The following is a 20,321-nucleotide window of genomic DNA, read 5'->3' as shown; positions in this document are numbered from 1 at the left end:
CAGGCGTCCTACCCCTCCGCCCGGTGCACCACTCGCCCGTCGACGATCGTCATCAGCACCTGCCCCTGTAGCCTCCGCCCGTCAAAGGGCGAGTTCTTGGACTTCGACAGCAGTTTGTCGGCGTTGATGATCAGCGGGGCGTCGAGGTCGCAGAGCACCAGGTCGGCCGGGGCGCCAGGGGCGATGCGGCCCGACTGCAGGCCGATCAGGGCGGCGGGGGCCAGGGTGACGGCGCGGATCAGGTCAACCAGCGGCAAGCGCTCCTCATGGTACAGGCTCAGCAGGGCCGGCAGCAGGGTCTCCAGCCCCACGGCGCCCGGCGCGGCCTCGTCATAGGGCAGGCGCTTGTCCTCGGCCGGGGCCGGGGCGTGGGCCGAGACGACGATGTCGATCAGGCCGTCGGCCAGCGCTTCGATCAGCGCTTGGCGATCGTCCTCGCCGCGCAGGGGCGGGGTGACCTTGGCGAAGGTGCGGTAGTCGCCGATGTCCAGCTCGTTGAACGAAAGATGGTTGATCGACACGCTGGCGTGAATGCGCAGCCCCTTGGCCTTGGCTCGGGCCAGGGTTTCCAAAGCCTGGGCGCTGGTGATCTGATCCACCAGCAGGCGTCCGCCGGTGGCCTCCAACAAGGCCACGTCGCGCTCCAGCATGATCCGCTCGGCCATCGGCGAGATCGAGGGCAGGCCCAGGCGGCCGGCGAACTCGCCGCCGATCGCCGCGCCGCCCTTGGCCAGCCAGGGGTCCAGAGGCCGGTGGGCCAGCAGGGTGTCGAAGCCCTTGGCATAGGTCAGGATGCGCTGCATCACCTTGCTGTCGACGATCGGCCGGTCGGCGTCGGTGACATAGACGCATCCGGCTTCGCGCATCAGGCCGATCTCGGCCATTTGCTCGCCGCCCAGCCCCTTGGTCGCCGCACCGGCGCACAGGATGCGGGCGCTGTCGATGTCGCGAGAGCGGCGCAGGATGAAGTCGACGACGCTGGGATCATCGACCGCCGGGTCGGTATCGGGCTGGACGACGAAGCTGGTGACGCCGCCGGCCGCGGCGGCCTTGGCGGCGCTCGCCAGGGTTTCCTTGGTCTCGGCTCCGGGCTCGCCGGTCTTGACCCGCAGGTCGATCAGGCCGGGGGCCAGCATGGCGCCGCCGCAGTCGACGACGCGGACGTCCTTGGACAGCTTGCCGAACTCGCGGCCTTTGGCGACGTCGGCGATCACGCCCTCGGAGACGATGACCCCGCCGGGACCGTCATAGCTGCTCTCGGGATCGACCAGGCGGGCGTTGATCAGGGCCAGGGGCTGGGGGGCGTTCATCTAAAACCTCCGCTCATCCCGGCGAATGCCGGGACCCAGATGGAGTGGCTTTGAGGTGGGTTCCAGGAACGCCGAGTTCTTCCAATCATCCCCTCAGCCTTGGGATCTAGGTCCCGGCATTCGCCGGGCTGAGCGGAAAATAGAGGGACGGACTTCACTTCCCATGCTCCTCGAGCCGATGGGCCAGGCTGGCCAGCACCGCCATGCGGGCGGCGACGCCCATCTCGACCTGGTCCTGGATCAGGCTGATCTCGGGATCGTCGGCGACGTCGGAATCGATCTCCACGCCCCGGTTCATGGGTCCAGGATGCATGACCCTGGCCTTGGGCGCGGCGCGGGCCAGCTTCTCGCGGTCCAGGCCGTAGAAGCGGAAATATTCGCGGGTCGAGGGCACGAAGGCGCCTTGCATCCGCTCCATCTGCAGGCGCAGCATCATCACCACGTCGACCCCGGCGAGGCCGGCCTTCATGTCATGATGGACGGTGACCCCCCAGCGCTCGGCGTGGGCCGGCATCAGGGTGGGCGGTCCCACCAGCCGAACACTGGCGCCGAGCGTGTGAAGCAGGGCCACGTTGGAGCGGGCCACCCGGCTGTGCAGCACGTCGCCGCAGATCGCCACGGTCAGGCCCGAGACCCGGCCGAAGGCGCGGCGGATCGACAGGGCGTCCAGCACCGCCTGCGTCGGGTGCTCGTGCTGGCCGTCGCCGGCGTTGATGACGCTGCCGCTGACCTTCTGGCTGAGCAGACTGGCCGCGCCCGACGAAGCATGGCGCACCACCAGCAGGTCGGGCCGCATGGCGTTCAGCGTGACGGCGGTGTCGATCAGGGTCTCGCCCTTGGTGATCGACGAGGTGCGCGGGCTCATATTGACCACGTCGGCGCCCAGGCGCTTGCCGGCGATCTCGAAGCTGGACTGGGTACGAGTGCTGTTCTCGAAGAACAGGTTCATTAGCGTCCGGCCCTTGAGAATGTCGAGCGACTTGGACGTCTGGCGATTGAAGGCGACGAAGGCGTCGGCCAGGTCCAGCAGATCGGCCGCCTGCGGAGCGTTCAGGTCGCCGGCCGACAGGAAGTGGCGTCGGGGGAATGAAAAGATGCGCTGGAGGATCGGATCGATCGCGGAAGCGGGGTCATGAGGAGCTGGGGGGGCTTTGGCCGTCATGAAACGTGGTCATAGGCGGCTTTGGACGGGGAGGGAAGTGTTCGTCCGTACCGCTCCTCCCCCTGTGGGGGAGGTGGTCGCGCAGCGACCGGTGGGGGGAGGTTTTGGGTCTCTGTCCGGGGTGTGGCGATCGTCCGATTACTCCCCCCTCCGTCGGCTTCGCCGACACCTCCCCCACAGGGGGAGGAGTTTCTTAGCCGTCTCTCAGAACCCCTTGCCCGCTTCCTCGCGCATCCCCCGCATCCGCTCCAGCGCGCCCTGCAGGATCCAGCCGGCGGCCATCTTGTCCACCACCTCGGCGCGGCGCTTGCGGTTGACGTCGTGTTCCTCGATCAACACCCGGGTGACGGCGGCGGTCGACAGGCGCTCGTCCCAGAAGGTGATCGGGATGTGGGGCTGCAGGCGCAGCAGGTTGCGGCCGAAGGCGCGGTTGGACTGGCAGCGCACGCCCTCGGTGCCGTCCATGTTCATCGGCAGGCCGATGACGATGCCGGCCGCCTTGCGGCTGCCCATCAGCTTGAACAGCACCTCGGCGTCTTCGCTAAACTTGGTCTTCTTGATCAGGGCCAGCGGGCTGGCGACCGTCAAGGTGACGTCGGACACCGCCACGCCAATGGTCTTCTCTCCCGGATCCAGCCCGACGATCGGCAGGTAGTCGGGGATGGCGGCGGCGAATTCGGCGATGTCGAGAACGGGCATGGCTGCTCATAACATGCTCCGGCAACCTCGGAACAAGGGAAGCGCTTGTCAAAGCGCCCCTCGCACGGCTAACCCACACGCTCGATTTCCTGGAGGCCCCCATGGCCATTGACGCCGCCACCGTGCGGAAGGTCGCGCGGCTCGCGCGTATCGCCGAACCCGAAGAGCGCATCGAAGCCCTGGTCCAGGAGCTGAACGGCATCATGGCGTGGATCGAGCAACTGGCCGAGGTCGACACCGATGGCGTCGAGCCGATGACCAGCGTCGTGGGCGCCGGCGCCCCGCTGCGCGAGGACGTGGTGACGATGGGCGGCGATGTCGAGGCCGTGACGATCAACGCCCCGAAGTCCGTCGGCGGCTTCTTCGTCGTGCCGAAGGTGGTTGAATAATGAGTGCTCTGACAACCCTGACGCTGAAGGGCGCCCTCGATGGCTTGGAGGCCGGTGAGTTCACCTCGGTCGAGCTGACCCGCGCCCATATCGAGGCCGTCGAGGCCGCGCGGCCGCTGAACGCCTTCCTGCTGGAAACCCCCGACCAGGCCCTGGCCATGGCCGCCGCCTCCGACGCGCGCCGGGCCTTTGGCGTGACCGGCCGCCTGGACGGCATCCCGCTGGGCATCAAGGACCTGTTCTGCACCAACGGCGTGCGCACCACGGCCGCCTCGAAAATCCTCGAGCCCTTCGTCCCGCAATACGAATCCACCGTCACCAGCCAGCTGTGGCGCGACGGGGCGGTGATGCTGGGCAAGCTGAACCTCGACGAGTTCGCCATGGGCTCGTCCAACGAGACCAGCGGCTATGGCCCGGTGACCAACCCCTGGCGCAAGGCCGGCTCCAACCAGGCCCTGACCCCGGGCGGCAGCTCGGGCGGCTCTGCGGCCGCCGTGGCCGCCGACCTGTGCCTGGGCGCCACCGCCACCGACACCGGCGGCTCGATCCGTCAGCCGGCCGCCTTCACCGGCACCGTAGGGATCAAGCCGACCTATGGCCGCTGCTCGCGCTGGGGCGTCGTGGCCTTCGCCAGTTCGCTGGACCAGGCCGGTCCGATCGCCAAGACCGTCGAGGACGCGGCGATCCTGCTGACCTCGATGTGCGGCTACGACCCCAAGGACTCCACCAGCCTCGATGTGCCGGTTCCCGATTTCGCGGCCTTCGTCGGCAAGTCGGTGAAGGGCCTGCGGATCGGCGTGCCCAAGGAATACCGCCTCGACGGCATGCCCGCCGAGATCGAGAAGCTGTGGGAAGAGGGCATTGCTTGGCTGAGGGACGCCGGCTGCGAGATCGTCGAGGTCAGCCTGCCGCACACCAAATACGCCCTGCCGGCCTATTACATCGTGGCCCCGGCCGAGGCGTCGTCGAACCTGGCCCGCTATGACGGCATGCGCTTTGGCCTGCGGGCCGACGGCGCCAACCTGACCGAGGTCTATGAAAACACCCGCGCCGAGGGCTTTGGTGACGAGGTCAAGCGCCGCATCCTGATTGGCACGTATGTGCTGAGCGCCGGCTATTACGACGCCTATTATCTGAAGGCCCTGAAGGTTCGCCGCCGGATCGCCGAGGACTTCGACAAGGCCTGGGAAAAATGCGACGCCCTGCTGACCCCGACCGCGCCCTCGGCGGCTTTCGGCCTGGGCGAGAACAGCGACGACCCGATCGCCATGTACCTCAACGACGTGTTCACGGTGACGACGAACCTGGCGGGTCTGCCGGGCCTGTCGTTGCCGGCCGGCCTGGACGCCAACGGCCTGCCGCTGGGTCTGCAGATCATCGGCAAGCCGCTGGACGAGGGCACGGTGTTCTCGGTGGCGGGAGCCATGGAAAAGGCCGCTGGGTTCAGCGCCAAGGCGGCGAAGTGGTGGTGATCCAGCGCTAGAGCATTTTTCGAGCGAAGTGGTTCCGGTTCGCGTGAAGAAAAATGCGTCAAAACAAAAGATTCGAGCTCACGGCCTGACGCAGTCAGGTCGGGAAATGCTCTAGCCGTAGAGACCAAGAAAAAGGGCGGCCCCGCGAGGAGCCGCCCTTCTTTTTTACGCGATACTTACGCTTACATGGGGGCGTCCGGCGTGGTCGGCGTCGCCACCGGGGCGGGCGTCGGAGCCGGGGCGGCGGCGGCCGGAGCGGCGATCACAACCGGCGCGGCCGGAGCAGCGGCGACCGGAGCCGCTACCGTTGCGCTGACATTCGACGAGGCCGAGCCGGCGTCAAGCAGGGTTTCCGGAGACGCCCGGCGGGCCGGGGCGGCGCGGCGAGCCGGAGCGGCGCGCTTCGTCGTTTCGGCGCGAGCTACCTGAACCGGAGTGGGGGTCGCCATTGTAGGGGCCACAGCTGGCGTCGGGATGACGGCGGGCAATGTGGTTTCCGGCAGCGGGGTCGGCGTCGCCTCGGCCACCTGGGCCGTCGGAGCGATGTCGGCGACGGGGGCTTCGGCAGGACGGCTCATCAAACCCCAGGTAAGGGCCCCGACGGCGATTGCCGCCACAGGCAAGCCGATCAGCAGCGGCAGGTTTGGCTTGCTGGAAGTCTTTCGGGTGTTGGCGCGAGCATAGATCGGCGCGGCCGTGAACAGTGCGGAGCCATCGTCCGAAGCGTTGGAAGCGATATAGGGTTCGCTGGCGTCGAGGTTCAGAACAGCCATGATTTCCTCCTGAGCGTTATTCGAATTCAGGGAGTCAACGAGAGGGAGCGGTGACGGTTCCACTCGGCGTGAAATGGTCCCGGTCTTGACAAGAAGTCGCCATTTTGTCGCTTGGCGCCTTCCAATCCCTTCCTTCACTCTTTCCCTCCCCTTATGGGAAGTGTGGCCCCAGAGGGGTCGGGCGGGGCTACACCATGAGCGTCAAACGCGCGCTAGAGCATTTCCCGACCTGACTGCGTCGGGCCGTGACCTCTAATCTTCTGTTTTTGCGCATTTTTCTTCACGCGAACCGGAATCACTTCGCTCGAAAAATGCTCGAGCCTTGCGAAAGGCCATGACAACCCAGGAAGTTCGCCTGTGGGTACGACGGCTCCGGACACTGAGAGCCAACGGCTTTTACTTCCGGAAGCGGGCGCCGTTCCTCGACTACATCCTCGACTTTGTCTGTTTCGGCCGCCGGCTGATCGTGGAAGTGGATGGCCATCACCATGCTGAGCTGGAACAAGCCGGCCGCGACCAGCGCCGAGATCGGGTTTTGAGCCTTACGGGCTTCCAAACCTTGCGCTTCCCAACCCGTGCGGTGCATGAGGATATCGACCCCGTCATGAGCGTGATTTGTCGTGCTCTCGACGCCGCGAGCCCCACCCGATCCCTTCGGGGCCACCCTCCCCACAAAGGGGAGGGAAGGGAGCTAAACTGAAGTGGCCACCCCTGCGGCCAGGAATTGAGACATGACCGAAACCGCCTCCGCAAAGCAGATCCAAGGCCGCACCGGCCCGTGGGAAATTGTCCTCGGCCTCGAGATCCATGCCCAGGTCGCCAGCAAGTCCAAGCTGTTTTCTGGCGCCGCCGTCGGGTTCGGCGCCGGGCCAAACCAGCAGGTCAGCCTGGTGGACGCGGCCATGCCGGGCATGCTTCCGGTGCTGAACGGCTTCTGCGTGGAGCAGGCGGTCAAGACTGGCTTGGGTCTTAAAGCCCAGATCAATCTGAAGAGCCGCTTCGACCGCAAGAACTACTTCTATCCCGATCTGCCTCAGGGCTATCAGATCAGCCAGTTCGACCAGCCGATCGTCGGCGAGGGCGTCGTCAGCGTCGAGCGCGACGACGGCACGACCTTCGACGTGCGCATCGAGCGCTTGCACCTGGAGCAGGACGCCGGCAAGTCGATCCACGACCTGGATCCCAACGCCACCTATGTGGACCTAAACCGCGCGGGCACGGCGCTGATGGAGATCGTCTCCAAGCCCGACATGCGCACCTCGGAAGAGGCGGCGGCCTATGTGAAGAAAATCCGCACGATCCTGGTCTATCTGGGCACCTGCGACGGAGACATGGAGAAGGGCAACCTGCGGGCCGACGTCAATGTCTCGGTCTGCCGCCCCGGCGCCTATGAGAGGTTCCGCGAGACCGGCAGCTTCAGCCATCTGGGCACGCGCTGCGAGATCAAGAACGTCAACTCCTACCGCTATATCCAGCAGGCCATCGAGTACGAGGCCCGTCGCCAGATCGAGATCCTGGAGGACGGCGGCAAGATCGACCAGGAGACCCGGCTGTTCGACCCGACCAAGGTCGAGACCCGGTCGATGCGGTCGAAGGAAGAGGCGCACGACTATCGCTACTTCCCCGATCCGGACCTGCTGCCGCTGATCCTCGACCCGGCCTGGGTCAAGGCGATTGAGGAAACCCTGCCGGAACTGCCGGACGCCAAGAAGCAGCGCCTGCAGAGCCAGTACGGCCTGTCGGCCTATGACGCTGGCGTGCTGATCATCGAAAGCGACCGCGCCGACTATTTCGAAGCCGCCGCCCAATCTCTTTTCGAAAAGACAGGGGGCCGCGACGCCAAGCTGGTGTCCAATTGGGTGACCAACGAGCTGCTGTCGAAACTGGCGGCGAACGGTCGCGAAATTGCCGCCTCGCCGCTGCCGGCCTCGGACATCGCTCAACTGGTCGAACTCATCGAGAACGGCACGATTTCGTCGAAGATCGCCAAGGAGGTCTTCGAGCACATGTGGGCGGGCGAGGGGCGTCCCGCGCAGATCGTCGAGGCGCGGGGCTTGGTTCAGATCAACGACACGGGCGCCATTGAGGCGGCCATCGACGCCCTGATCGCCGCCAATCCAGACAAGGCCTCGGCCGTGAAGGAAAAGCCCCAGGCCGTCGGGTGGTTCGTCGGCCAAGTGATGAAGGAGACCGGCGGCAAGGCCAATCCGGCGACCGTGAATGAACTGCTGCGGGGCAAGCTGGGGCTCTAGGCCCGACTGACGGAGCGGCGCTCACGGGATTGCCCGGAGCGCCGCCCATCGTTTCAGATCGACGTCACTAGTTATTGATGATGTCGAAGATCAAGCCCGTGGCGATCGCCGCCAGCACGTAGTCGCTACCCGCCCGGTACCAGTGATAGCCCCGGGGCGGCGGACGCAGGCGGTAGTAGCCATAGTCGTTGATCACGTAATCGCCGCCGCGATAGTAGGACGGCAGGTAGCCGCCGCGGCGCCAGGCGGTGTAGCCGGGACGGTAGCCGGGGTGTCCGTAATAGGCGGCCGGCGGCGCGCCATAGCTCCAGCGATTGTTATAGTAATAGCCGTTGTGGCGGCCGTTATCCCAGCGCTTGTCGCTGCGGTCCCAACCGTTGTGGCGACCGTTGTCGTGACGACCGTCATGGCCACCGCCGTCGCCGTCTCGGCCGTCGCCGCGATCATCGCCGCGACCGCCGCGGTCGTGATCCCCGCGGCCACCCTGGTCGCCGCCGCGGCCGTGGCCGCGATTCTGGGCCGAAGCCTCGCTGGCCAGGGCCATCGGGCCGGCCACGGCGGCCACGGCCGCGATAGTGAGTAAAAGACGTTTCATCTCATCCGTCTCCTTTGGTCGGGCCTTTCGGCCGTCTCATCCCTCGTTCTTGAACGACAGAATGCTCCGGTCTCGCTGAACCTGATCTGAACGGCGCGGTCAGGCTAAGGCTCCAACCCATCACCGGCCTTGGCGTGACGCGCGCGCGAGACCATGTTGGAGTCAACGAAGAGGGAAAACAGCATGAGCGGTTCGATCGCACTCTATTACTGGCCTACGCCCAATGGCTGGAAGATCTCCGTCGCCCTGGAAGAGATGGGTCTGCCCTACACCATGGTTTCGGTGAACATCGGGACGGGCGAACAGTTCAAGCCTGAGTTCCTGGCCATCAGCCCCAACAACCGCATGCCGGCGATCGTCGATCCGGACGGTCCCGAGGGCCAGCCGATCTCGGTCTTCGAGTCCGGGGCCATCCTGCAGTATCTGGGTCGCAAGACCGGGCAGTTCTACGGGACCAATGAGCGCGAGCGGGTCGATATCGACCAGTGGCTGATGTGGCAGATGGGCGGCCTCGGTCCGATGGCCGGCCAGACCCACCATTTCCGGCAATATGCGGCCTCGATCGTCAGCGACCAGCGGCAGATCGCCTATGGCGCCGTCCGCTACACCAACGAGACCCACAGGCTGTACGGCGTGCTCAACAAGCAGCTGGACGGGAAGGATTTCATCTGTGGCCAATTGTCCATCGCCGACTTCGCCTGCTGGGGTTGGGTTGTGCCATGGAAAAATCAGGGCATTATTCTGGAAGAATTTCCGCACTTGAAGACGTGGTTCGAGCGCATGGCGGCCCGCGAAGGCGTCGAGCGCGGGTTCAAGCTGGGGGCGGAATTGCGCCGCCCGGCCCTGCAAACCCCCGGAAAAGCGCAGGAAGAGGCCCGAAAGGTGCTGTTTGGCCAGCGCGCTCGTTAACGCGCTGTATACGGGGGTTTACGTCTAGTAACACCGGTGAACGCAACGTAATACCCGTGAAGGGTTTATGTATTCATGGCCAAGATTCATGCTGTCGCCGGCCTTAACTATATGTTCAATCAAGAAGGACTTTTGTGTCTCCACAGAGAGCTTGGCGCGGCCAGAACGACGGCGCGGGCTGCAAGGAGAACCACGGTCATGATGATGAGCATTGAACCACCCGCCGCCATCCACGGCATCCCGCTGCCGACCGCCGACACCTCGGGCGACGAGCTGTTTCGCATGGGCCTGCTCTATTCGACCGGTCAGGGCGGCGCGCCGCTCGACTACGTCTCGGCCCACATGCTGTTCAACCTGGCCGCCATGCGTGGTTCGGTCGAAGCCAAGGTCTATCGCAAGGAAATCTCGCAGGAGATGGCCAGCGAGGATGTCGCCGAAGCGCAGCGCCAGGCGCGCGAATGGCTGGCCAACGGCTGAACCCTGACGGGTTCAGCCCACGCCTTCCCTTTCCCGGACGTCTGAAGCGCCGGGTGGGCGACCTAGAGTATTTCCCGACCTGACTGCGTCAGGCCGTGAGCTCTAATCTTCTGTTTTAACGCATTTTTCTTCACGCGAACCGGAACCACTTCGCTCGAAAAATGCTCTAGTTTCCGTTAAAGCCGTTGACCGCGTAGCTGAAATTGATCGGCAGCAGGTCGCGGAAATATTGCTGCATGAACAGGCCCGCCTCGGCGACCCCGCTGCGCGGCACATAGACGATGTCGAACCGACGTAGCGGCACCAAGTCCGCCCCGCCGCCTGTCATTCCCGAAAGCAGGTTCGCGGTGCGCAGCATCGGACGACCGCCCGGGCCCCGGCGAATGATCACCACCGAGCTGCGCTTGGACGAGGCCTTGAAGCCCCCGGCCTGGATCACCGCCCGCAGGGCGTCGCCGTCGCCGGCCATGTCATAGACGCCAGGATTGCCAACCTCTCCGCCCACGAAAATCTTCAGCGGCGCCGTGGTCTTGACCGACACCTCGACCTTCGGCCGCAACAACTGGGCGCCATAGGCCTGGGTGATCGAGGCCTCAAGTTCACCGATGGTGCGGTCGGCGGCCATCACCGGACCGATCAACGGCAAAGCGACGCGGCCATCGGGTTGGATCACCGCAGACTTGTTCAGCTCGACCGCCGAGGGCACGCGGACATCGATTTCGTCCCCCGGATAGAATCGGTAGTCTGGCTCGTCGTCTGTCCATTCGGCGTAGCCGATGTCGGGAAAATCGGCCGTCGGGCGGGCCGTGGGCGTGATGGGCTCGCCGTCCACGTGGCCGCAGGCCGAAAGACCGCTGGCCAGGAAGGGCAGGGCGAAAGCCGCCGAGAGGATGGTGCGCCTGTGCATGCGGCAAGTCTTAACAGGAATGGGTAACGAAGCCTTAAGGCGCGACCGACCAGGGTAAGGTCGAGACTTGAACCCATCGGATTCGCATGTCGACGACGAGCGCCTGGACCAGCGTGCCGCACGAACCCCCGTCGCGAAGCGACTGGGCGGCGCGCGCCCGCTACGCGCCGACCGATTTCGTCACCTTGCTTTGGCGCGAGCGCTGGCTGATGCTCGGCGTGTTCATGGTGATCTTTTGCATCGGCCTGGCCTTCGCCACCACGATGAAGAAGACCTATACCGCCAGCTCAAGCCTGTTTGTCCGCCTGGGCCAGGAATATGTCTACGAGCCCCGAGCCGGCGACGCCGCGCGGGGCGCGGTGCCGGACGTCGACCAGGTGATCCAGTCGGAAGCGGAAATCCTCGGCAGCAGCGAACTGCGCGAGCGGGTGATCCGCAAGGTCGGCTTTGGCAAGATCTTCCCAGCCCATGCCACCAAATATTCCAGGGCCTCGCCCGAGGGGAAGCGCAAGCTGATCGCCGAGGGACGTGACGCGCTCGCCCGCAACCTGAAGATCGAGACCGCCCCCGACAACTCGATCATCCGGCTGTCCTATTCCAACAAGAACGCCGAGGTCGCCGAGAAGGTGCTCAACACCCTGCTCGAGGAGTATCTGATCTATCGCCGCAGCCTGCTGATCGGCTCCAGCGACAATGGCCTTGAGCGTCAGCGCGACATCTTCGCCGACAAGCTGGCCGAGACCGATACCGCCTATCAAGCCTTCCTGTCGGGCAACAACATCGGCGACTTCACTGCCCAGAAGACGGCCTTGACCCAGCTGCAGGCCCAAGCCGAGTCGCAGAAATACGCCACCGAAGCGCAGCTTCAGGACCGCAGGGGCCGCCTGGCCTCGGTGCGGGGCGAGCTGGCGCGCACGCCAGCCGACATGGTGCTCTATCGCGACAGCGACATGTCTGCGAGCGGCAAGCTGGCCCAGCTGAAGCTGGATCGCGAGGGCCTGCTGTCGCGCTATCGGCCCGGCACCCAACCGGTCCGCGACATCGAGGCCCAGATCTCTCAGCTGGAGCAGGGCATCGCCTCGGGCCGCACTAACGGCGATGGCGCGCGGCGAAGCGGTCCCAATCCGATCTGGCAGACCCTGCAATCCACTCAGAACGACTTGGCGGCCGAGGTCGCGGCCCTGCAACAGGCGCAGGTCGCCTACAGCCAGCAAGTCCAGGACGTGAACCAGCGCCTGCTGCGGTTGTCGGAGCTGGAGCCCACTTTCAACCAGCTCAGCCGCGACCGTGACGTGCTATCTTCCAATGTTCGCGACTTCACGGTCAAGGAACAGCAGGACCAGGCCCAGCGCCGGATGTCGGCCGAGGGCAGCGACAATATCCGCATCGTCCAGCGCGCCGTGGCGCCCTCGACCGGCAAGAGCCTGAAAAAGCCGATCCTGGTCCTGGCCTTCCTGTTCGCCGCGTTCTCGGCCGCCTGCGCCGGTCTCGTGCGGATGCTGCTACGTCCGGGCCTGCAAACTCCGGCTTCGGCCGCGCGCACCCTGAACCTGCCGGTGCTGGCCACGGCGGCCTACAAGCGCTGAAATGAACCTAACAGCCTGGGGCGGCTTTATCAGCTTGGCCCTGGGCGCTTTCGTCGCCTTTCACGCGAAAGCGTTTGGGCCTTAAGGTGAACGGACTTCAACGCGTAGCGATTCGGCGAATGGTGGACTTGAACGTCGAGATGGCTGAGCTGTGGGGGTCCTTGGGCGCCCCCGCGCCCGGCCGCGCGCATGTCGTCCAGTTCGTATCCGCCCGGCGTGGGGAGGGGACTTCGACCGCCGCCCGCGAATTCGCCCGCTTCGCCGCCAAGCGGGCCGGTCGCAAGACCTGGTTGATCGACCTCGACCTCGTCACTTCGCCGCAATACCAGGCCATCGCCGCCGACCCCGAACGCTACGGCGCCATGGGCCCCGGCGCGCCGGCCTCGCCGGACGGCTCGGCCTTTTTTACCGTGCAGCCGCCGGCCCCCAAGCCCGACGGCGGCGTCTGGCCCGACGCCAAGTACCTGACCGCCCATAGCGTCGGTGGGCCGAGCTTGTGGGTTACTCGATTTAACCGCGAGGCCCTGCGCGGCCGCCAGAAGGTCCATATCCTGCCCGGCGTCGAATATTGGTCGGCCCTGCGCCGCCACGCCGAGATCATCATCGTCGATAGTCCCTCAGCTGACACTTCCCAGGCGGCCCTGACCCTGGCCCAGCACATGGACCAGATCGTGATGGTGGTCAGCGCCCAGCAACCCGACGTGCGGCCGCCCGGCCTGTTGCGCGACGCCCTGGCCTCGGCCGGCGGCCGCTGCGCTGGCGTGTTCTTCAACCAGGCCTCGGTCCAGCCGCCCCGTTTCCTGAAGGCCATCCTGCCTTGAGGAGCCCGGCGTGAGCCTCTACGGAACGGCGCCCGCCGCCGCGCCGGCCCGCCTGACCTTCGCCCACATCGCCCTCTTCGCCTTGGCGGTCTTCGCCCTGCTGCTTTATAGCGGCGGCTGGGAATTGCCGTTGGTCGGTGAGAGCGCCACCGAGGCCGGCTCTGCGATCCTGCGAGTCGCCTACCTGCCCGCCTATGCCGCCGGCTTCGCCCTGATCGCCCTGCGGCCTGGCGCGACCTTCCGGGTGCTGATCCGGCAGCCGTTCCTGATCGTGCTGCTGGTCGTGGTTGTCGCCTCGATGGTCTGGTCGGTGAACCCCGACCAGACAGCCCGGCGCTGTTTCGCCTTGGTCTGCACCACCCTGGGCGGCGTCGCCCTGGCGGCGCGGTTTCGCTGGCCGCAGCTGGCCGAGGTGGTGGGAGCGGCCTTCGCGGTCTTGATCATCGCCAGTTTCGTCGTCTGTCTGGCCGTGCCGCGCATCGGGATCATGACCGAGCTTTTCCCCGGCGCCTGGCGCGGCCTTTGGCGCGAGAAGAACGGCCTGGGCGGAAACATGGCCTTCGGCTTCTGCATCCTCTCGGCTGCCGCGCTGCTCAACCCCCGGCGCGCTCACCTGTGGTGGACCTTCGCGGGCCTGGCCTTGGTGCTGGTGCTGATGTCGACGTCAAAGACCTCGCTGGTCTCGCTGGTGCTGGGCATGGGCGCGATCGGCTTCGTGCTAGTGGCCCGCCGCAGCCCCGCCGCTGGAGTCGCCGCCACCTGGGCCGGCGTAACCGGCGTGGTGCTATTGGCCGCCTTCATCCTGTTCGCCGCCGATGTGTTCTTCTCGATCCTCGGCAAGGACGCCACCCTGACCGGCCGCACCAAGATCTGGAGCGCGGTGATGCGCGAGATCGAGGACCGGCCCTGGCTCGGCTATGGCTACCAGGCGGTGTGGGGCGACAAGACCGGCTGGGGCCCCTTTGCCTGGATCAGCAAGAACGCTGGCTTCCAGGCCCAGCACGCCCATAACAGCTGGCTGGAACAGTGGCTGGGCATGGGCCTGGTGGGGTTGATCGCCTGGGGGCTATTCTACTTGCAGACCATGACCTTGGCGGTGATCGCGGTGTTCCGCGACCGGGGCGCGCTGCTCGCCTTCCCCTTCTTGGTCGTCTACAGTCTGGTGGCCCTGACCGAGAGCATCGCGGTGGTCTATAATGACTTTCGCTGGGTGCTGTTCGTGGCCTTCGCGGCCAAGCTGGCCTTCCCGGACCGCGAGATCGAGGCCTAGAGCGGTTTGCTTCCGATGGAAGCAACACCCGAAATTCCTTTTATCCGGGCCTCCGCCGGGATGAGAGGATGAAAAAGCAGCGATCAATTTTCGGCAGATGACCAAGGTTGAGGGTTCCACGCCTCCCCGCAAAGGATAGAAAGGCGCGTGAGCAGTTCGACGCGAGTGGTCACGAAACAAAGTCATTCAAAATCAACGCTCTAAACTTTCTCAATCTTTTTGACGCTCACCCCTTTTGGGCGCCCTCATAATGATCTCACCCCATCGCACGGGGAGGGACGTCGGCCGGCGACCTGACGGGCGGTGGGAAGTGGTCGAGCGGGAAGGCTTGGCCGCCGTGTCTTCTTCGGGAGACGCCCCAAGGTCGGTTCGGAGCAGGTTCGCCCCCGCGGCGACAAAACTTCGGCGCCCGGGTAGGCGGCCGTTGCCAACAGGTACGGGCTGAAATCGCCTGTACGGTCCGGAGGGTCAGCCAACCCTCCGCCCGCCGAGGGCCCACTTCGGAAGCGGGTTAAGACCCCGCGCGCCGATGGCTCTCGTCTGAAGGCCACGCGAAGCGCTCGTCTTCGTCGAAACGGTATCAAATCTGCAAATCCTCCGGGCGGAGCCCGGGCGCTTCGCACCCTCCCCATCCCATCGCAGCTTTGGCGCGTGAGCGTGAACCCGCGCCTGCTGATGGGGACAGGCGCATGCGCCTGTCCCCAATCGTGGCAAAGTCCTCCCCCTGGAGGAGAGGAGCCCTACAGCCCGATCCGCCGCGCGCCTTCGGCCACGGTCACCACGTCGAAGCCCGCCACCAGCGCCCCATCCACCAACCGCTCCAGCGTTCCGATGGTGCAGCCCCACTGGGATGGTTCTGCCGCGACGTCGTGGGTGTAGAGGATCAGCCAGGCGTTGCGGGCATGGGCCTTGTCCAGCCAATCCAGGGCCACGGCCTCGCCGTCCTCGCCCTCGATGCCGACGGCGGGGGCCTGGTTGAGGTCGGCGCCGTTGGCGATCAGACCGTGGTGCAGGGCCCTCAGGGTCTTGAAGCGGCTGGCCAAGGCGGTCTTGGCTGGGCCGGCGACGTCGCCGTAAGGATAGGCGAAGCTGACCGGCTCGCCGACGCCCCAGGTCGCCAGGGCCGCGCTGTTGCGGTCGACGTCGGCCCGGGTCTCGGCCGCCGAGGACTGGCCGCAGTCGAGGTGCGAGAAGGTGTGGCAGGCGATCTCGTGGCCGGCGGCGTGCAACCTCGCGGCGTCCTCACCGGTGGCGAAACGGCCCATGGGCCCGTCGCGGCCGGCGAGGCCGGCCGCGAAATAATAGGTGCCGCGCAGGTCGCGTTGCTCCAGCACCCGGGCTCCGGCCTCGCAGGCCGTGGCGGGGGCGTCGTCAAAGCTGAACGACACCATCGGCCGCTCCAGTTTCACCTTGGCGGGTCGGCGATGGGCCAGGCGGATCAGTCGTCGCCTCAGCTTGCCCTTCAATGTGACGTCGGGCTCGTAGGCGTCGACTTTTTCGCCAATCTCTTCAGCGGGGAAGGTCTGCATCAGACGGCGTCCGAATAGAGGGCGGCGCGATAGAGCCGCATGGCGAGGGCCCGCAGCGGCGTCGGAGCCGCCTCGCAGAGGGCGATGGACTTGAGCATCGGCCGCCAGAGGGGCCGCAAAGGCAAGGGCTTGAGCGCCTTGGCGACACGGTAGCTGGGATAGTTTCGAACCACCGCAAGGTGGCCTTGCACGACCCGCGCGAAGTTGGCCGCTGACTGTTCGTATTTGGCGGCGAGGGCCTGGGCCGTGTCCAGTCCCAGATGGGTGGCCGAATTGTCGATATGGACGATCGGATAGAGCGCCGACACCCGCATGGCCCACTCGACGTCCTCCCACCCCCAGCCGGCGAAGCCTTCGTCGAAAGCCACGGTGTCGAAGACGTCTCGGCGGACCAAGAGGTTGGAGGTGAAGACGTGCTTTTCGGGTTCCCTGGCCCGTTCAGGCGCTGAGGTGCAGTCACTTTTCAGGGCCATGGCCCGGTGCAGGTCGTGCTCGGGCCGGTGGGGCGTCTGGTCCAGGGTAAACCCACCGAAGGCCACGGCCACGTCGTCCCCGGCCAGCGCTGTCCAGCGAGCCAGGAAACCGATCGGGTCGGGCAGCATGTCGCTGTCGAGAAACAGCAGGTGGCCGCCCCGGGCGTGGCGCGCCAGGCGGTTGCGGCCCTTGGCGCGGCCCTCGTTGGACGACAGCACGACCAACCGGGCCGGCAGCGTCATCGTCTCGATGCGCTTGGCCATCCGCTCGACCAAGGCCGCGTCGCCGCCGCCGTCGTCCAGCAGGATGACCTCGGCCTCGACGCCGCGCTCATCGAGCGCCTTGAGCAGGGCGCTGGGATCGTCGCGGAAGGTCGGGATCAGCACCGACAGGCGCGGCTGGGCGCCCGTCTCGGAGAGGGACGTCCAGGCGATGTTGTCGGTCAGGGTTTCGGAAACGACGGTCATGTGGCTCTCAACCGGCGCTGGAGAATTTCGTTCAGGCGGCCGCGCAGGCCACCGGCGTCGACAGCCAGCACCGCGAGGCCATACACCAGGGCGCCGAGCGCGGCCTTGATCAGCAGCTCGACGACCCCGCCGAAGGCCGGCACGGCCAACACAACGGCGCCCATCAAGGCGCAGGCCACACCGGCCTTCAACAGGTTGGACCAGGGCACGGGCAGGGGGCAGACGCGGCGGCCCAGGACACCCGCCCCAATCGCGCCAATCGCGTAGCTGGCGGCGGTTGACCAGAGCGCTCCGTCCAGGCCAAAGCGCGGGATTAGCAAGAGGTTCAGGGCGACATTGGTGCTGGCTGGAATGGCCATGCAGACAATCAGCATCGGGGTCTTCCTACCCAGGGTGAAGGCCTGCAGCAGGTAATAGGTGGTCACGCCCGACAGCCAACCGGCCAAGGCGATCCAAGGCACGACGCCGCCGGCGCCGGCGCTCAGTTGCGGTCCGATCATCACCTGCGCCAACGGACGACCGACCAGGGCCAGGCCCACGGCGGCGGGCAGGGTCAGCAGCACCATGAAGCTGGCCTGCTCGTGAGCGGCGTCCTTCAGGGCGGGGTGGCCGCCGCGCTCCAGGGCCGCGACCATGGCGGGACCACCGGCCATGCCCAACCAAATGAACACCACGTCGAGCGTGCGGCTGCCAAGCGAATAGCCGGCGTGATAGACGCCGACCGCCTTTTCGCCCAGGAAGGCCGCCAACAGGAAACGGTCGGTGGTCGAAAGCACCAAGGCCAGGATCAGCGACAGGGCCACCGGCAGGCCATAGGCGGCATAGGCCTTGGCCATGGCGGCGTCATACCGACCACCCTGGGCGCGGCGCAGGTCGGTCGGTAGCACGAACACCAGGCACAGCAGCGAGATCGCCCCCATGCCGAGGATCGGCGCGGCGCCGCCCAGGCCGACCAAAGCCAATACGAGGCCCAGGGCGAAGCCGCCGATCGTCTGGACGATGTCGAGCAGGGCCGCGCTGGAGACCTCGCCGGACGCGCGGCGGCGCTCCTGCGACAGTTTGGTCAGGCTCTTGACCACGACAGCGGCTAGGGAGGCGGCAACGGCGATCTTCAGCGGAGCGGCCAAGGGCGCGAACTTCAGCACCAGCACCGCGACCACCGGGACGGCCAGGACGAGGGCGAACCACAGGCGATAGATCGTGGCGAAGTGATCGGGCAGCCGGCCGTCGGCCTCCTGCCGCGCATGGAAGCGGGCCATCGCGGCTTCCGTCCAGGTGAGCAGGATCGTCTGGGTCAGGCTGAGCGCCGAGAAGGCGAGGGCGTAGACGCCATACTGCTCAGGCGTCAGGACACGGGTAAACAGCACGATGGTGAGCAGGCCCACCACGCCTTGAGCGATATTGACCGGCAGGTATCCCAGTACGCCACGCCAGAACATGATCGGGTCCTCAGCGCACCGCCGACCGGTCCCCGAGCAGGCAGGGGATGGTCATGGCGATAATGTAGAGGTCCAGCCAGAACGATTGGCGCTCGATGTAGTCCACGTCCAGGGCGACACGCTCCTGGACCAGCTGCGCCGTATCGACCGGGCCGCGCGAGCCGTTGATCGCCGCCCAGCCGGTGACGCCCGGCTTCATGCGGTGGCGGTGGGCATAGTGGGCGACCAGCTTGGCCGACTCCACGTCGCCGCTCTTCATGCCGATGGCGTGGGGGCGGGGGCCGACCATCGACATCTCGCCCTTCAGCACGTTGAACAGTTGGGGCAGCTCGTCGAGGCTGGTCTTGCGGATGAACTTGCCGACCTTGGTGACGCGGTCGTCATTGGCGCTGACTTGGCGGGCGGCCTTGGCGTCGGCCATCTCGTGTCGCATCGACCGGAACTTCCACACCAGGATGGCCTCGTTGTTGAAGCCGTGGCGACGCTGGCGGAAGAACACCGGGCCAGGGCTGTCCAGCTTGATGGCGAGGGCCACCAGCAGCATGATCGGCGAGGCGACCAGCAGGCCCAGCCCGCCGACCACGATGTCCTGGGCGCGTTTTGCGATGGCGCGGCGAGCGTCAGTGGTCGCGCCCGACAGGTCGACGAAGCGGGCCAGGGAGGCGCTACGCTGGGCCTCGTGACCCACGTCTACGAACAGGCTGACCGGGTTAGGCAGCACTTCCAGCCGCTCAACCAACTGGCGGACGCGGGCCTCGGCCGAGGAGCTCACCGCGATGATCACCCGGTCGACATAGGGCATGATGCGGTGGTCGATCAGGGCCGTGGTGTCGCCCAGAACCGGCACCCCCATGACCTGGGGCGGGGCGCGGTCGGCGCGGTCGTCGAACACGCCCAGCACATTGACGTCGCCAGTGGCCAGGGCGGTGCGGATGAAGCGCTCGGCATTGACCGTGGCGCCCACGACCACGACGTTGGGAGTCAGGCGACCCTCGCGACGGCCGTGATCAACGGCGCGCCACCAGATCGTGTGGAGAAGGCCGGTCACGGCGACCAGGGCCGCGCTCCATCCCGCGACGACGAAAAGGGGCGCGGCGCGAGCCTCGCCAAAGCCTAGGGTGGCGGCCAACACCACCAGGGCCGTCGCGCCATAGGCGGCCAGCAAGCGCAGGCCATGGCGGCGGAAGCTGTCGCGGCGATGGAAGGCGTAGGCCTCGAGCGCGTAGAGGACGGGCACGAGGGCCAGGGCGCCCAGCACCAGCGGCGCGAAGGCGGCGGCCGGCAGGTGGGTGATCATCATGGTCGCGGCGGTCGTCGCCGCCACGGCGAGCGCGTCGACCATCCGAAAGGCGCGGGAAAGACTGCGGACCTGCATGCGAGCCCGGGCCGGCACCAGGCGGCCGGGACGGAACGGGCCGCGCCGACCGACGCCTACGGCGTCTTCGTCCTCGATCATCGGCAAGGTCGGCGTCGTCTCGACGTCGGCCGCCGGGACATCTTCGGTCTCGAATGATTGTGCGATCGCAGACGACATGAGGCCCCAAGCCCGTTGTAAAACAGGGTTCAGGCTAGTCTCGCGGTCTGAGCTTCACGTTAACGCGGATTTTTCCGATAGCTCGATTGTCACGGCCCGGCGAACAGGCTATCGAACCGCTCCCCTCTCAGGAGGAGACGTGGCCGAGAGGCTGAAGGCACCGCTTTGCTAAAGCGGCATACCCCAAAAGGGTATCGAGGGTTCGAATCCCTCCGTCTCCGCCACCACCCCATCCATGGGCGTCCACCAATGTCCA

19 protein-coding genes and 1 tRNA gene are annotated in these 20,321 nt (G+C 66.4%); 10 read left to right on the top strand and 10 right to left on the bottom strand.

The features are described 5' to 3' along the window. Positions 1-8: 8 nt before the first annotated feature. The 3 genes from pyrC to ruvX all read right to left on the bottom strand — a co-directional run bounded on the left by pyrC (position 9) and on the right by ruvX (position 3,171). On the bottom strand, positions 9-1,310 hold the full coding sequence (gene pyrC / locus ACP694_RS11545; RefSeq protein ID WP_426012492.1) for a dihydroorotase: 1,302 nt from the start codon (positions 1,308-1,310) through the stop codon (positions 9-11). A gap of 154 nt (positions 1,311-1,464) precedes the next feature. Beyond that, positions 1,465-2,472 carry an aspartate carbamoyltransferase catalytic subunit gene (locus ACP694_RS11540; protein WP_426012490.1) on the bottom strand — a complete coding sequence of 336 codons (1,008 nt, stop codon included), beginning with the start codon at positions 2,470-2,472 and terminating at the stop codon, positions 1,465-1,467. Between the two features lie 204 nt (positions 2,473-2,676). After that, the gene (ruvX, locus tag ACP694_RS11535; protein WP_426012488.1) at positions 2,677-3,171 is read right to left on the bottom strand and encodes a Holliday junction resolvase RuvX; all 495 of its coding nucleotides are present in this window, start codon (positions 3,169-3,171) and stop codon (positions 2,677-2,679) included. A 101-nt stretch (positions 3,172-3,272) separates the two neighbouring features. Here ruvX and gatC point away from each other — a divergent pair, with 101 nt between their 5' ends. Beyond that, complete coding sequence (gatC, locus tag ACP694_RS11530; protein WP_426012486.1) at positions 3,273-3,560, top strand: Asp-tRNA(Asn)/Glu-tRNA(Gln) amidotransferase subunit GatC; 288 nt, start codon at positions 3,273-3,275, stop codon at positions 3,558-3,560. Beyond that, a complete protein-coding gene (gene gatA, locus ACP694_RS11525; protein WP_426012484.1) occupies positions 3,560-5,032 on the top strand; it encodes an Asp-tRNA(Asn)/Glu-tRNA(Gln) amidotransferase subunit GatA in 1,473 nt (490 codons plus the stop codon). Before gatC ends, gatA begins: the two co-directional genes overlap by 1 nt. Positions 5,033-5,214: 182 nt before the next feature. Here the strand turns inward: gatA and ACP694_RS11520 are convergent, their stop codons facing one another. Then, positions 5,215-5,805 carry a hypothetical protein gene (locus tag ACP694_RS11520; protein WP_426012482.1) on the bottom strand — a complete coding sequence of 197 codons (591 nt, stop codon included), beginning with the start codon at positions 5,803-5,805 and terminating at the stop codon, positions 5,215-5,217. 334 nt (positions 5,806-6,139) lie between these two features. On the opposite strand from ACP694_RS11520, the gene ACP694_RS11515 reads away from it, so the two are divergent. Both ACP694_RS11515 and gatB read left to right on the top strand, forming a co-directional pair. Continuing rightward, positions 6,140-6,505, top strand: coding sequence for an endonuclease domain-containing protein (locus tag ACP694_RS11515; protein WP_426012481.1), 366 nt, complete (start codon positions 6,140-6,142; stop codon positions 6,503-6,505). Positions 6,506-6,536: 31 nt separating this feature from the next. Beyond that, positions 6,537-8,057: an Asp-tRNA(Asn)/Glu-tRNA(Gln) amidotransferase subunit GatB gene (gene gatB / locus ACP694_RS11510; RefSeq protein WP_426012480.1), complete on the top strand. Its 1,521-nt coding sequence runs from the start codon at positions 6,537-6,539 to the stop codon at positions 8,055-8,057. Positions 8,058-8,124: 67 nt separating this feature from the next. Here the strand turns inward: gatB and ACP694_RS11505 are convergent, their stop codons facing one another. After that, entirely contained in the window at positions 8,125-8,652 is a 528-nt protein-coding gene (locus tag ACP694_RS11505) for an RcnB family protein (protein ID WP_426012479.1), read from the bottom strand. 183 nt (positions 8,653-8,835) lie between these two features. Between ACP694_RS11505 and ACP694_RS11500 the strand changes: the two genes are divergently transcribed. Both ACP694_RS11500 and ACP694_RS11495 read left to right on the top strand, forming a co-directional pair. Beyond that, entirely contained in the window at positions 8,836-9,561 is a 726-nt protein-coding gene (locus tag ACP694_RS11500; protein WP_426012477.1) for a glutathione S-transferase N-terminal domain-containing protein, read from the top strand. A gap of 198 nt (positions 9,562-9,759) precedes the next feature. After that, on the top strand, positions 9,760-10,038 hold the full coding sequence (locus tag ACP694_RS11495) for a sel1 repeat family protein (RefSeq protein WP_426012475.1): 279 nt from the start codon (positions 9,760-9,762) through the stop codon (positions 10,036-10,038). A 166-nt stretch (positions 10,039-10,204) separates the two neighbouring features. Here the strand turns inward: ACP694_RS11495 and ACP694_RS11490 are convergent, their stop codons facing one another. Further along, positions 10,205-10,945 (bottom strand): polysaccharide biosynthesis/export family protein, encoded by a 741-nt coding sequence (locus ACP694_RS11490; RefSeq protein WP_426012473.1) that lies wholly within the window; start codon positions 10,943-10,945, stop codon positions 10,205-10,207. Between the two features lie 86 nt (positions 10,946-11,031). Here ACP694_RS11490 and ACP694_RS11485 point away from each other — a divergent pair, with 86 nt between their 5' ends. From ACP694_RS11485 to ACP694_RS11475, 3 genes are all read left to right on the top strand, one after another. Continuing rightward, the gene (locus ACP694_RS11485) at positions 11,032-12,531 is read left to right on the top strand and encodes a GumC family protein (RefSeq protein WP_426012472.1); all 1,500 of its coding nucleotides are present in this window, start codon (positions 11,032-11,034) and stop codon (positions 12,529-12,531) included. A 119-nt stretch (positions 12,532-12,650) separates the two neighbouring features. Continuing rightward, positions 12,651-13,352, top strand: coding sequence for a sugar kinase (locus ACP694_RS11480; protein WP_426012471.1), 702 nt, complete (start codon positions 12,651-12,653; stop codon positions 13,350-13,352). A 10-nt stretch (positions 13,353-13,362) separates the two neighbouring features. Beyond that, complete coding sequence (locus ACP694_RS11475) at positions 13,363-14,622, top strand: O-antigen ligase family protein (RefSeq protein WP_426012469.1); 1,260 nt, start codon at positions 13,363-13,365, stop codon at positions 14,620-14,622. 740 nt (positions 14,623-15,362) lie between these two features. Here the strand turns inward: ACP694_RS11475 and ACP694_RS11470 are convergent. From ACP694_RS11470 to ACP694_RS11455, 4 genes are read right to left on the bottom strand one after another with little or no spacing between them, the layout of a single operon-like run. Then, on the bottom strand, positions 15,363-16,151 hold the full coding sequence (locus tag ACP694_RS11470) for a polysaccharide deacetylase family protein (protein ID WP_426012467.1): 789 nt from the start codon (positions 16,149-16,151) through the stop codon (positions 15,363-15,365). Next, the gene (locus ACP694_RS11465; protein WP_426012465.1) at positions 16,151-17,092 is read right to left on the bottom strand and encodes a glycosyltransferase family 2 protein; all 942 of its coding nucleotides are present in this window, start codon (positions 17,090-17,092) and stop codon (positions 16,151-16,153) included. The genes ACP694_RS11470 and ACP694_RS11465 overlap by 1 nt, the downstream gene beginning before the upstream one ends. Further along, on the bottom strand, positions 17,089-18,531 hold the full coding sequence (locus tag ACP694_RS11460) for a polysaccharide biosynthesis C-terminal domain-containing protein (RefSeq protein WP_426012463.1): 1,443 nt from the start codon (positions 18,529-18,531) through the stop codon (positions 17,089-17,091). The genes ACP694_RS11465 and ACP694_RS11460 overlap by 4 nt, the downstream gene beginning before the upstream one ends. A 10-nt stretch (positions 18,532-18,541) precedes the next feature. After that, positions 18,542-20,065 (bottom strand): exopolysaccharide biosynthesis polyprenyl glycosylphosphotransferase, encoded by a 1,524-nt coding sequence (locus ACP694_RS11455; RefSeq protein ID WP_426012461.1) that lies wholly within the window; start codon positions 20,063-20,065, stop codon positions 18,542-18,544. 133 nt (positions 20,066-20,198) lie between these two features. Here ACP694_RS11455 and ACP694_RS11450 point away from each other — a divergent pair. Beyond that, positions 20,199-20,289, top strand: a tRNA-Ser gene (locus ACP694_RS11450). Positions 20,290-20,321: the final 32 nt, after the last annotated feature.

It is taken from the genome of Caulobacter sp. DWR2-3-1b2, from assembly GCF_049896345.1.
In the GTDB taxonomy this organism is placed as follows: Bacteria; Pseudomonadota; Alphaproteobacteria; order Caulobacterales; family Caulobacteraceae; genus Caulobacter.
The sequence above is the reverse complement of the archived record's forward strand: the minus strand, read 5'-3'. Positions and strand labels throughout refer to the sequence as shown.

Bases quoted from the DNA above. Each gene is read 5' to 3' on its own strand.
- ruvX (WP_426012488.1), bottom strand. From the start codon at position 3,171: ATGCCCGTTCTCGACATCGCCGAATTCGCCGCCGCCATCCCCGACTAC.
- ACP694_RS11460 (WP_426012463.1), bottom strand. From the start codon at position 18,531: ATGTTCTGGCGTGGCGTACTGGGATACCTGCCGGTCAATATCGCTCAA.
- ACP694_RS11485 (WP_426012472.1), top strand. From the start codon at position 11,032: ATGTCGACGACGAGCGCCTGGACCAGCGTGCCGCACGAACCCCCGTCG.
- ACP694_RS11480 (WP_426012471.1), top strand. From the start codon at position 12,651: ATGGTGGACTTGAACGTCGAGATGGCTGAGCTGTGGGGGTCCTTGGGC.
- pyrC (WP_426012492.1), bottom strand. From the start codon at position 1,310: ATGAACGCCCCCCAGCCCCTGGCCCTGATCAACGCCCGCCTGGTCGAT.
- gatC (WP_426012486.1), top strand. From the start codon at position 3,273: ATGGCCATTGACGCCGCCACCGTGCGGAAGGTCGCGCGGCTCGCGCGT.
- ACP694_RS11455 (WP_426012461.1), bottom strand. From the start codon at position 20,065: ATGTCGTCTGCGATCGCACAATCATTCGAGACCGAAGATGTCCCGGCG.
- gatB (WP_426012480.1), top strand. From the start codon at position 6,537: ATGACCGAAACCGCCTCCGCAAAGCAGATCCAAGGCCGCACCGGCCCG.
- ACP694_RS11500 (WP_426012477.1), top strand. From the start codon at position 8,836: ATGAGCGGTTCGATCGCACTCTATTACTGGCCTACGCCCAATGGCTGG.
- ACP694_RS11515 (WP_426012481.1), top strand. From the start codon at position 6,140: ATGACAACCCAGGAAGTTCGCCTGTGGGTACGACGGCTCCGGACACTG.
- ACP694_RS11490 (WP_426012473.1), bottom strand. From the start codon at position 10,945: ATGCACAGGCGCACCATCCTCTCGGCGGCTTTCGCCCTGCCCTTCCTG.
- ACP694_RS11470 (WP_426012467.1), bottom strand. From the start codon at position 16,151: ATGCAGACCTTCCCCGCTGAAGAGATTGGCGAAAAAGTCGACGCCTAC.
- ACP694_RS11505 (WP_426012479.1), bottom strand. From the start codon at position 8,652: ATGAAACGTCTTTTACTCACTATCGCGGCCGTGGCCGCCGTGGCCGGC.
- ACP694_RS11495 (WP_426012475.1), top strand. From the start codon at position 9,760: ATGATGATGAGCATTGAACCACCCGCCGCCATCCACGGCATCCCGCTG.
- ACP694_RS11465 (WP_426012465.1), bottom strand. From the start codon at position 17,092: ATGACCGTCGTTTCCGAAACCCTGACCGACAACATCGCCTGGACGTCC.
- gatA (WP_426012484.1), top strand. From the start codon at position 3,560: ATGAGTGCTCTGACAACCCTGACGCTGAAGGGCGCCCTCGATGGCTTG.
- ACP694_RS11540 (WP_426012490.1), bottom strand. From the start codon at position 2,472: ATGACGGCCAAAGCCCCCCCAGCTCCTCATGACCCCGCTTCCGCGATC.
- ACP694_RS11520 (WP_426012482.1), bottom strand. From the start codon at position 5,805: ATGGCTGTTCTGAACCTCGACGCCAGCGAACCCTATATCGCTTCCAAC.